The organism is Marinobacter sp. ANT_B65 (assembly GCF_002407605.1).
Taxonomy (GTDB): domain Bacteria; phylum Pseudomonadota; class Gammaproteobacteria; order Pseudomonadales; family Oleiphilaceae; genus Marinobacter.
The window spans coordinates 1,799,498-1,810,968 of record NZ_NXGV01000001.1 but is presented as its reverse complement, the minus strand read 5'-3'; the positions used below and the strand labels follow the sequence as shown (position 1 = coordinate 1,810,968).

General features: G+C 49.6%; 4 protein-coding genes. All 4 read left to right on the top strand.

Annotated elements, in window-relative coordinates; translation table 11 throughout:
• The first annotated feature begins 65 nt into the window (after window positions 1-65).
• The 4 genes from CPA50_RS08305 to CPA50_RS08290 all read left to right on the top strand — a co-directional run bounded on the left by CPA50_RS08305 (window position 66) and on the right by CPA50_RS08290 (window position 11,202).
• Complete coding sequence (locus CPA50_RS08305) at window positions 66-554, top strand: hypothetical protein (protein WP_096781930.1); 489 nt, start codon at window positions 66-68, stop codon at window positions 552-554.
• A 288-nt stretch (window positions 555-842) separates the two neighbouring features.
• The gene (locus tag CPA50_RS08300; RefSeq protein ID WP_096781929.1) at window positions 843-3,380 is read left to right on the top strand and encodes a hypothetical protein; all 2,538 of its coding nucleotides are present in this window, start codon (window positions 843-845) and stop codon (window positions 3,378-3,380) included.
• Window positions 3,373-5,358, top strand: coding sequence for a hypothetical protein (locus CPA50_RS08295; protein ID WP_143750727.1), 1,986 nt, complete (start codon window positions 3,373-3,375; stop codon window positions 5,356-5,358). The genes CPA50_RS08300 and CPA50_RS08295 overlap by 8 nt, the downstream gene beginning before the upstream one ends.
• A gap of 15 nt (window positions 5,359-5,373) precedes the next feature.
• Window positions 5,374-11,202: a DEAD/DEAH box helicase gene (locus tag CPA50_RS08290; RefSeq protein WP_096781927.1), complete on the top strand. Its 5,829-nt coding sequence runs from the start codon at window positions 5,374-5,376 to the stop codon at window positions 11,200-11,202.
• Window positions 11,203-11,471 lie beyond the last annotated feature (269 nt).

The window sequence follows — 11,471 nt, the reverse complement described above, 5'->3', positions numbered from 1 at the left end:
GAGCATGCTTGGTGAGTATTTACGTTGCGTAAACTAATTGTAAAAGCCCTTAGTAAGGATTAGCTATGGAAATTGTCAAAGTAGATTATAATCAACATAAAGGCATTAATTGCCCAATCACTGGACGTTTCATTGACTTTGACGTGGACGAGTGGGAACACGATCAGGTTCCGGTTGGGACCATCATAGCTGCCATCCTCGATCAGGAATCGCCGGATCAGGCAATGTTCGCTTCTGGCGAATTTAGCTCAATCTGGTCTTCTTTTTATGAGGAAACGGCAGAAAGTAACGACTTTCCATTTTTAGATGAGATGGTTGAAATGTACCCAGGAGATCAGTTTCAAGCGCTCATCATCTCAGGGTCACAGCTGGTGGGAGGTTCTTATTGCATTGTGATTGGTAAAGAATATGACTTGAACAGTCTTCTGTGCTCAGCTGATTACAGCCACACTGGATATTTTAGATATTCATTAGGCTCAGGGAAGGGCCTGTCTAAAAGGGCAGCAAAAACACTTTGCATGCATTACTCCGTATGTGCATTTATTGAAAAATAAAACAGTTAAATAACAAGATTTTACAGCTGGTCCCTTTCTCTTCACATCAATCTGACGCATCATCTTACTCATAACAAAATTGTAATTTGTATACAGCGACATCGGATGTCGGATCTCATGGTTAGTATCCTGCCCGAATCAATAAAAATCGTCACAAAGCTTTCAGGGGCCAAGCATGCAAATACTGAATGCACTAGGTGTGCGCGCTTTAGTGTCAGGTCATGAATTGGATCCTTTGCCTCGCATCTTTCATTCGACTGGATTGCTAGGTGGTTACGAGGTGACGTTATGACTGCCAAGCATTCAATTCTCACCGCCAAAGAGTGGGCGGAGTGCCTACAAGACCACTACTTGCGAACGGATGGACCGAGTGGAAGCACGCCTCTGGATTCGCTGGATGCTACGCCTTCAGAACTTCGCACAGCGGCCGGCCTTGAGGATCTGTCTGACGAAGAGATTCTTAGCTCATTTATGGCGATTTTTTCTCGGGATACTGTAAGAAAAGTTCTGGGTACGGAAGTGTCCAAATATGTGGGTTCTCATGTGTATCACCGCTTCCACTTCCTCGTTTTAACCTGTGTTGTGAGCGCAACAACAACTGAAGCCGGCGACTCTGGTAATTTTCGTGAGCGTTTAGGCGTGCTGCTTGATGACGACAATGGCCAGGAGCAGCAGGTCCAAGGCGTCAACTCTCTTTGGCGCTCACTAGCAAGGTGGATCGATAGCGAAATCTCAAAAGGGGAGCCATTTAGACGGATTGTTCTGCCTGATCCAGGAAACATGACCCAAATAGGGTATGCCGTTCGGTTAGCGTATCCGTCAAGAAATGATCGTTCCCAGCTAAAAAGCGTGTTGAAGCGGTTACCTGAACGAGCTCTGGAAAACCGCTATGCTCTTTTCCAACAGTTATCTAGCGAAAGCGCTCAGCTCCCGGAGCGTATGCAGGATGATCTGCGCGAATTGGAGATGCTTTATCGGCAGAGCGACTCCTTTGAACAGAGCTCATTTTGGCGGCTAATTGAGAATGTATTAGCAGAACTGTCGCAAAGTGAACCCGAAAGGGCGTCTCTGCTGTGGCGCCTATCCCTTGCTTTCACTGGTTGGAACGGTGATGAAATTGAAGCTTCGTTGGCGCGAGGGAACCGCAGATCTCAATTAGATAACTCATATTGGTCTGGCAGCTTTGAAGAGCTTTTGAATTACTCGAAAGCACCTCTTCAAGTAGAGAAATTGCTTAAGTCTGGAGTTTTGATCCTCCATGAAGTCCCCGGTGGTCTGTGGGCTCAAGATGACCAAAAGACACCAGAAGACTGCAGAGCTATCATCCTTTCATGTCTCGACGATGTCGTTGCTTATATGCCCGCTAGCTTGACGGCAGGGAAATGCTGGAAGGTGTCGGAACCGATGACCTTGGCGGAAGCGCTTGAGCTGACCCGAGGGGAGGGGATAGTTAAGAAGGAAGCTTCGCAATCTAGTGCTCAACTAGAAGGCGGTGTGTCGCTTGGTAGAGGGAAATGGCTTAACAGGCCCGGTTTGTTGCCCTATATACGACTCCATGATTGTAAAAAGCTCACCATCATTCCGGAAGTAGCCCTTAGATATGAGGGGGGCGTGGCGATAATAGAAGACTCTTCGCCAACTGATGGTCGACGACGAATTGATGCTTCAGCCAGTGACTCATCCATTTTTAAAACATCGTTTCAGCTAATACGTAACGCTCCGCTAGCGACCCGATGGGCAGCAAGGTCTGAACGTCATGAGGAGTCAGTGGAGGTGCGCTTTGATGGCGGGCCGTTTCTTACGGATGGTGCATATCCCTTTAGCGCGGGTCTGTATCCGAATCGTTTCGCAGACGTTTTAGAAGCTATATATGCACGTTTCGGATCGCCACGGCCAGAGGGAGAGATAGTTCAGCTCATCAAACGAATAGTGCCAGGCTCAGTGTCTCCTTGGGATATTTTGCGCTCGCTAGAGGAGGCTGGCTGGATTGCTCAGGATCTAAATCGGCAATGGCGAGGGCGTTTTTGGAGAGTGGTGCGGCCTTACATTGTACTGACAGGTGACAAGACTGGGCTGGTCGAGGGGGCCTTGGGCAGCGAGGAACTGGATCTGCTGACCGTTGAAGCAAAAGAAGTCTCAGTGGCAATTGAAATAAATGCCGAAAACTCCTGGGCTGTGCCTGTTATCGGGCTTGTTGGCGATCGTATCCCTGAGGTGGCCGAAAAACTGCATTACAAAATCTATCAGGCAAAAATTCCGAAACTTCGACCAGCTCCTGCTTGTTGGCCGGAAGAGAAGCGTACAACGCAAGGGCGCGAATGTGCAGGACTCTGGCATGCTGAGCTAAAAAAGTTCATGCCGAGTGGTTCGCATAAAGCGGGCACCTGGACGCTTTCACGCTTTATTCGCGATGATGATAGAGATGTGTATAGCGTTAGAGGAACTAACCACGAATTTGTCACTCACCAGCGAGTTATTGGGTTCCTGGAATATTCTCGCCTTTCTCGAAAACCGCAATTCGAGTGGTCTGATTCGATTCTCCGAAGCTGGAGGCCAGGAGGGCATCTTCCGTTACCAGTGGCCCAATGGTTAAGACGAGCGTCTTTCGTGCAAACAGGGCCAATACTTGTTGAATCCGGCCAGTCACATTATTTGTATGGTGTTAGCCTCAGCCAAGTAAATGTTCTTAGGGCGATATTTGGCGGGGCTATATGCCTGAAAGGATTGCAGAACCATAAGCAGGCTGTCGCATCGCTTGCTATGCAGCGGCGAAGGGGTGAACGATTGAGAATTTATAAGCATGGAGGTGCAGGTTTTTATGGCTAACGGACTCTATCTCGGTTACTCAGATTATCTTCCCAATCCCTATACAAGAATTACCTGTGTAGCAAGGGCCGTCGCAGGAAAGTGGCGGCGAGCCGAAGATTTTTCCGCAGACCTGCCGCCATTCGGGAAGGTTTTTGCAGTCAGTTTGTCGTGGTTACAGTTGAATCAGCCAGTGGCTATTACGGCCGTCTTGAATCCCAGAACTTCTCTTGATGAAAATAAAGATCAGTTTATCGTTGATCAGGCAAAGCCCCTAAGGCAAGTGGTTGATTTCAGAAAGAGAGGCATGGAGGCTGCAAGAGCGGCGTTGCTTGAAAAAGGGGTAGTCAGAGTGGCTCCCCGTTCTTCTGAACTTATTGCTGCTATTTCAGACACTCAGTGTGCTGTTGTCACTCTAACTGAACACCCTGTGTCCGGTAGGTTAGTAGCACCCTCCGGTGCGATAAAGCTTTTTAAGTTAAATCCTGAGGTGTTTTCAGGTGATAAATTTGATGATCAGTTTCTGGAAATCCCGGGAGTCACAGTTGGTGAGTTTCAAGAAGAAATTCATTGGCAGATGGATCAGGACCTGCTCGACACGGTACTTAAGCGCCTTAAGAAAGTTGATGAAGTGGGGCCTTCCAAGACTGAACGTGAACGAATTATTTCTGTTTTGAATCGGGCATCTGCTTTAGCTCAAGAGCAACCTGAGTGGGATTCATTAAATGAGTGGCTAGAGAGCTATTCTGCCCGCGCTCAAGATCACCTCAATTCTGCAAAGGAAGTTGCACTGGCTCTTTCTGAACTAGCGCCAGTGCGGGATGAGCTCGAGCTTATTCGAGCACGTGCTGTTGTGGAGCTTCGTTCCGACCTTGAACCCGTTGTGAGAGCTGAGATAGAGAATGATCTGAGCGAGCTCTACGACAAATGGGACACGGTGGAACAAGAGGTAGAGAAAGAAAAAACTAAGCTGGGTGAGGCCCTTAACGAATACGAAGATGTTTCAAAAACGTTAACGACTTTTAGGCGGCAGCTTTTTACTGAAGTTGCCGAGTTGAACGGTGCGCTGGGTGATATACGTGAGCCAGATTGTGAGAGTTCTCAAGGTTTAGTTGAACGCTTGAAAGAGTCGCTGGGGTCATCAGGCGCCTTGATTCAGCCGGTTAATCAGACCCTTCCCCCTTGGGCGCGTGTCGACCAGCTGACTATGGGCCAGCCAATAGATTTCAAAACATTCACAGAACGCCTGTCGGTTGATGCGAGAAGGACTGGTCTAAACATTGAAGACCTATCAGCACTGGATATCGCATTGCGATCTGGCGCACTCACCATACTGCCCCAAGCTGCAGCAGAGATTGTGGTCCCTGCATACGCCAACTCGGCTGCGGGGGGCGAGTTTGTAAGGCAACCGCTTGGGCCGGCCATTCTAAGCTTAGATGATTTATGGACGGAACCGGTACGAGGGGCTTTAACCGCATTTGCGCGTAGCTGGAATGCAGCTATAAAAAATAGTGAACGCTTCTACCTGGTATGGCTTGATGGCTTGCAGCGGACGCCAATGGACGTTTGGCTGCCGAGCTTGATTGGCGTTCTTGCTAGCCAACATCGGCCGAAAAACCTGCTTGTAGCAGCTAGCCTCGATGCACCTCTTCTTGACCGTGATCGTTTTTTTCCGAATTTGGACAAAGTAGCTGTTCCGTTGGATCCTTCTTTGAAAGGACTAAGGCCCGCCAGTTTTCTTACCGGTCACAATAAAACAGCGCATCAAAATACGGTTCTTACCACTGACCAATCCCCTGAGATAGATGGAGCTGACTTACTGGACTACCTCGACGATGTGCAGGTAGAGAAAGATAGCGCCACCTCTCTTGAGGCAGGTATGTTTCGAGCTGCATGCCATTATGCCGAAGGTAATACCTCGGCAGCTGATATTTTGATGCGAATTGCAGTTCTGCGAGATAACGGGCGTAGCTGGTTAAAATCACTTTTTGAGAATTAAGACTGAGGCGTTGTAATGATAGACCCCATAGGTGCATATAAAGATATTCAGGAACTTTATCTTTCCTATTTGGATACGGTTTATCGACTCAGGCGCGACGACTTGCGGCAAGAGCGGATGAGGCTTCTGACCCAACCGGGGACCCTGATGCCAGAGCCTTTCCTTGAACCTGTTGTGCGTTATCGGCAAGCAGAGAACTCAATGGAGTGCTTGCTTGATCAGGAGTCTGATGAGAATCCTCTTTCTCGCTTTTCGAAAGAGGAACGCCAAGCCATCATAGAGATGATCCTTTCTGGCCTGTTCCCAGGCAAACAATCAGAAGGCGACCTGAAGCGAAGCAGCCTATTTAAACCCTACCAGCATCAAATGGACATGCTCCGCCGGGGCTTGATGCCCGGGCATCCCGGTATAGTGACTTCGGGCACTGGATCAGGGAAAACAGAAGCTTTTCTTCTCCCAATACTTGCCGAGCTTATGGCAGAGGCGACTCGCTGGCCAGCACCGTGGCCTGGTTACCTTGACACCCATTGGTGGAAAGATGGTGGTGCTTTTACTCCCCATAGAAAAGAGGAGTCGCATTCTCGCCCTAAGGCAGTAAGAGCGTTGTTACTTTATCCAATGAATGCCTTAGTTGAAGATCAGATGGTTCGGTTACGGAAAATGCTCGATTCTCCCGAAGCTGAAACGGTTTTGAATCAACGAGCTAATGGTAATCGGATATTTTTCGGTCGATACACCAGTGCTAGTCCAGTACCGGGCTATGTGAAACACCCCAGACGTCGTGATGAGCAGGAGATAAAAAGCGCAAAAGGGCGCTTGGAGCGGATGCGCACAGCACTGCATAGCCTTGCCGAAGATCAGGACAAGGCACGACGGTTCGATGCTATTTTAGGGGAATCTCCAGACCCAACCCGGTACCTTTTTCCGTCACCGGAAGGGGCTGAATTGATCACCCGGTGGGATATGCAAGAGACACCACCTGACCTACTAGTGACAAACGTTTCGATGCTAAATGCCATGCTCTCACGCGAAGTTGATACGCCAATTTTTGAGCAGACGCGACAATGGCTGGAAACCGATCCAGAGGCCTATTTTTTCCTAGTTCTCGATGAGCTCCATTTGATACGTGGTTCTACTGGCTCCGAAGTTTCGTCTTTAATTCGAGTTTTTATTAATCGACTCGGCCTGGATCGCCCTGAACTTCGTCACAAATTACGAATCCTGGCTTCGAGTGCCTCACTACCAATAGAGGGCGATGAGAGGCCGGCAAGCCTGCAGTATTTGTATGATTTTTTTGGTCCCTTTGGCAGTTTTATAAACGTCTCAAGCAAAGGGTTCTCTAATCCAGACGATTGGGCCGCTTCAGTGGTAACGGGTGAGGTGTCCTTACCTCAGCCTTCCGCATCAGGACCGGTTTTACCTGCTCCCTTCGAGGCACTGACTAAGCATCTCACTCCGAGCGGTGAATACATCGGAAAGCTCGATTATCAACCCAGAAAAGATCCAGAACTTGATCAACTTATAGCCATATGCGGTGAGGCGCTGGGGCTATCTGCTAATGCTTTATTGGTAAATATCGTAGATGAGGCGGCAGCCATGCTTACGTATGGCTGCGCTGATGACAGCGGCGATATCAAGGCTAGAGCTATATCTCAATTAGCCCGGAAAATCTTTGGCGATCCAGATGCGATAACGGCGATACGTGGTTTGACTCTCATCAGAGGTCTTGGGGATGAGGCGGGGTCTGAGAGCATCGCATTTCGTGAGCACCTTTTTCTGCGAAGTTTGGAGGGGCTGTTTGCAACTCCACTAATGGCAGAGCAAGGGCTGCAATACGAAGGCTTGACGATAGAGCGGGGCGCCAGTCACGTCGAGACGGATCAGGGAGCCCAACGACTGTTTGAGTTGTTTCACTGTGAAGGCTGTCATTCGGAGTTTATTGGAGGCTTAAGAGGGCATGGAGGCCATCGCGGGCCAAACCCACCGATAGAGCTCCTCCCTCAGACTCAGGAGCTTGAGACGCTTCCTGAGTCTGGTGCAGGCCGGAGCTTTGAGGATCTTAGTCATGAGGAGTTCGTTCTTTTCTGGCCGTCCCATATGGATCCGAGGAAGGGAGAGAATGAAGCTGAAAGCTGGGAGCCAAGGTGGCTAGATACCAAAAATGGGCAGCTGCGCCGCGGCTCTGCGCCTAAGGGTGGTTTAGGAGCTATAAGTGGAAGCGCTTTTTCAATCATAAAGGGCGGCAAAAGAGATACCAAGGCCCCAAAAACTGCAGCCCCAAACTGCTGTCCGGCATGCGGTGCTGATTATTTCAGGAGGAGTGATCAGTACCGTCGTTCACCAATTCGAAGTTTCAGAACCGGTTTCGCTAAAACTTCTCAGCTTCTGGCTACCGAGGTTCTTGAGCTTTTGAAGCGCTCGGGCAACGCTCCCAAAGTTGTTGCGTTTTCTGACAGTCGGCAAGATGCGGCGAAAACAGCTATTGATATAGAAAGGCATCATCACAACGACACCCGGCGTAAGGTTTTGGTAGATGCATTACAAAAAGCGGCTCAACCGGCAGAGGATCTTGCTGCACTGAAGAAACGTCGAAGAATAGCAGTGGATAACGATGATGATGAACTGATAGATGAGCTAGGGACACTAATAAAGCAGGCAAGAAAACAGGGGGATAGCGATCGAATTCTGCTGGAGTATGTCCTCGAGAGTGTGGGTTTAGATACACCAAGGAGCGGTACCAACACTTATCCGCTTCTACAGGGAATGATCAATATTGGTGTTCACCCGACAGATGAAACAGGTGTAGAAAAGATAGCAGGCGCTGACGGAAAGCGAACTAAGTTTGATTGGCCTGAACTCTTCAAGAGGCAAGAAGATTCAATTCATTGGAACACAGACCTTGATCCGCTTGATATCAACGCGGCTCGTGGTGAAGTCGGTAAGGCCCAAAGAACGCTAATCGAAGATGTGCTGTTTTCACGGAACTACTTCGCGCTGGAGGAAACCGGGCTTGGCTATCCCTGCGTCGAGGTTGGTGAAGGCGCAGGAGCTGAGGCTGAAGCAGACGAGCTTGATGCATTCCTCCGCGTTTTAGCCGATAGCTACCGCGTAATGGCGAATAAGTGGGTTCGTGAAGATGACATCAAAGAATGGGTTGATGGACACTCTGTTAGTAGTCGTCGCGTGAAGGAATTCATGAAAGCGTCCGCAGTGGATGGCCCACGTATGACCGGGATTTTAGGAAAACTCGAAAATCTTGGCCATAAAGGTGGAATTATTAGACTTGAAAAACTGCGAGTTCGCCTAGTTAAACCGGATGCGCCGGTGTTTGAATGCCAAACCTGTGGCAGGGCGCACCTGCATCGTGGGACGGGTGTTTGTACGCGCTGCCATGATGGCCTGTCTAAAAACCCTAATCTTACTGCAGATGATTTACGCCGCCGGAATTACATTTCTTTGCGATTGGAAAAAGCGCTTGCAGATGAGCAGTCTTCATTCAGGCTTCGGTGCGAAGAGCTGACAGGTCAGACCAGTTCGCCCGCGGATCGACTGCGTCGCTTTCAGGGGATATTCCTGGATGAAGAGGTGGGCAGCCTTAAGCGGCTTGCTGAGGAAATAGACCTGCTCTCGGTTACCACAACAATGGAAGTGGGTATCGATATTGGTTCGCTCCAAGCGGTCTACCAGGCGAATATGCCCCCCCAGAGATTCAATTATCAGCAGCGCGTTGGCCGGGCCGGGCGTCGTAAGCAAGCCTTTTCCTTGGCCATGACACTGTGCCGTGGACGAAGTCACGACATGCACTACTTTCGCCACCCAGAGGCAATTACCGGCGATGCACCACCGCCACCTTTCCTCACTCAGGATCATATAGACATAGCTCTACGGCTGGTACGTAAGGCGTGGCTGACTAAAGCCTTTGAGCTCCTGCGCCAGGAGGATGGGGCAGAGTTTCCTGGAGATCAGGCGCCCCCAGATATCCATGGTGAGTATCTTCCGGCAAGAAATTTTTATGAGCAGAACAGTGGCTGGCCAGTGCGTTTGGAGGCAGCGCTAATACAAACGATCCATGTATCTGACGAGATATGTAGTGTACTGGGGGCTGGTATACCGGGAAGAAGCGAAGCTTTGAGTGAGTACATGCAACCCAAACTCATTATAAAAGAAATAATGGACTTGAAGGCTGAAGGTGCGCGAAGAGATATCGGGTTGGCTCAGTTCCTTGCGGAAAGCGGTTTGTTGCCTATGTTCGGTATGCCAACAAGGGTTCGCCCTATGTACCTCGGGCTTAAATCCGCTGGGCAGGAACGCGTTGAGTGGGATTTGGTCGACAGAGAAATCGACGTTGCGATCTATGAGTTTGCACCCGGCCAAGTAGTCGTTCGTGACAAAAGACTCCATGAAAGCATCGGGTTTACAGATCAGTTAGGTTATGTGCAACGGTCAAAGGGCGGCCCCAAGGTTGTGCCTTCGCCCAATGAAAGCTGGTGGTCAGATAAAGCAGGCATTGCCGATTGCCCAAACTGTGGCGCATTGAATCGAACGGCCGGTGACAGCGAGCCAAAAAACCTGAGTTGCAATGATTGCGGTGAAAACATTCCCGCTGAAAATGTTGAACTTTATTTCTCACCAGCCGCATTTCGTACAGACTTCATACCGAGAACTTCTGATGGCACAGAGCCACCTAGAAGCATGGTAAGGCGTGAGACTGGCGCAATCATAAAGCCTATGGAAACGACTGTTGTCAGGGATACCAACCTCTCCGTTGCAAGCGGAACGGAGGCCTATGTGATAAGGCGTAATCGCGGCCCGATTGCAGTAGGGGGAGAGCCTGAAAGCTATGAAATCGTTACCCGGGCACAGAGCCGAGTGTACGTACCAGTGAAGGGGTTCAGATCTATCGCCGAGCTGCCCAATCAAGCCATTCTCGCGGAGAAAGCGAAAAGCCGCGAACACTGGATTGAGCAGCCAGAAGGACCGGCCCCGGCGCAAGTCAGACTTTTCTCCAGTAAGCGAACCGATGCGATCAGTGTAGGTATGCTTAGTATTGGCAGTGGGCTTTCAATGGGTCGTATTGGGCCAAGAAAGCAGTCAGGGACTAGCCTGAGAGCCGCTGCATTAAGTGCAACCCATATGCTCGTGCAAAGAGCGTCTTTGGCGATGGATATTGCACCTGAAGAGTTTGAGCCGCTTGAACCAAGATTACGCGATGGGAAGCCATACCTACAAATTGCGGATACCTTGGTAAACGGAGCAGGGTTTTGCCGTCGATTGGCTAAAGCAGGTAAAGGGCCTGAACCGCTCGTTGTCGAGTTAATCCGTTCTATGATCGACAATTCCAACGATGCGATGACTGGGGCTTTCTTCGAGCTCACTCACAAAGAGGAATGTATCCGGTCCTGTTATCGTTGTATCCAACGGTACGGTAACCGGGGCTATCACGGCTTACTCGACTGGCGACTTGGCATTGGCTTTCTTCGGGCTATGCTTGACCCGGCATACAAAGCGGGACTCGATGGGGAATTCCATCGCTATCCAGAACTAGAGGATTGGCGCAGCCAAGCAGAAATGGCGGCTGAGAACATCCGCCGCCTGAATCCAGATCATTGCAGTTTGATATCCATTGGGCGCATCAACCTGCCTGCGGTAATCGATAAGAGCAACCCGGAATCACACGAGGCGTTTGTGATCGTACATCCTTTTTGGGACCTCCATACCCCGGCCCTAGCACTCAAAGAGGCTGTGGATGAACTGGACCACTCTCTGGCGGTACGTTTTGTAGACACGTTTGAAGCTAGTCGTCGGTTAATGAGTGCAATGCAGTTTGCGAGAACACGAATATGATTAGAGTTACAGCAGGTCATATCTAAGGTAAGTAGAGAGGCCCTGAGAAGGGCCTCTCTAAAACCAACAACGACCACCAAGCACGCAATTAGTTCACTTATGCAAACAACCAAAAAAATCAAACAGTTAAATAACAAGATTTTACAGCCCCTCCCTTTCCCTTTACATCAATCTGCCGCATCATCCTATTCATAAACAAAATGTAATTCCATATAAAGCGACACAGGATGTCGGGGCCTCTAGTTAGTATCCCGTCAGAACGAAAAACA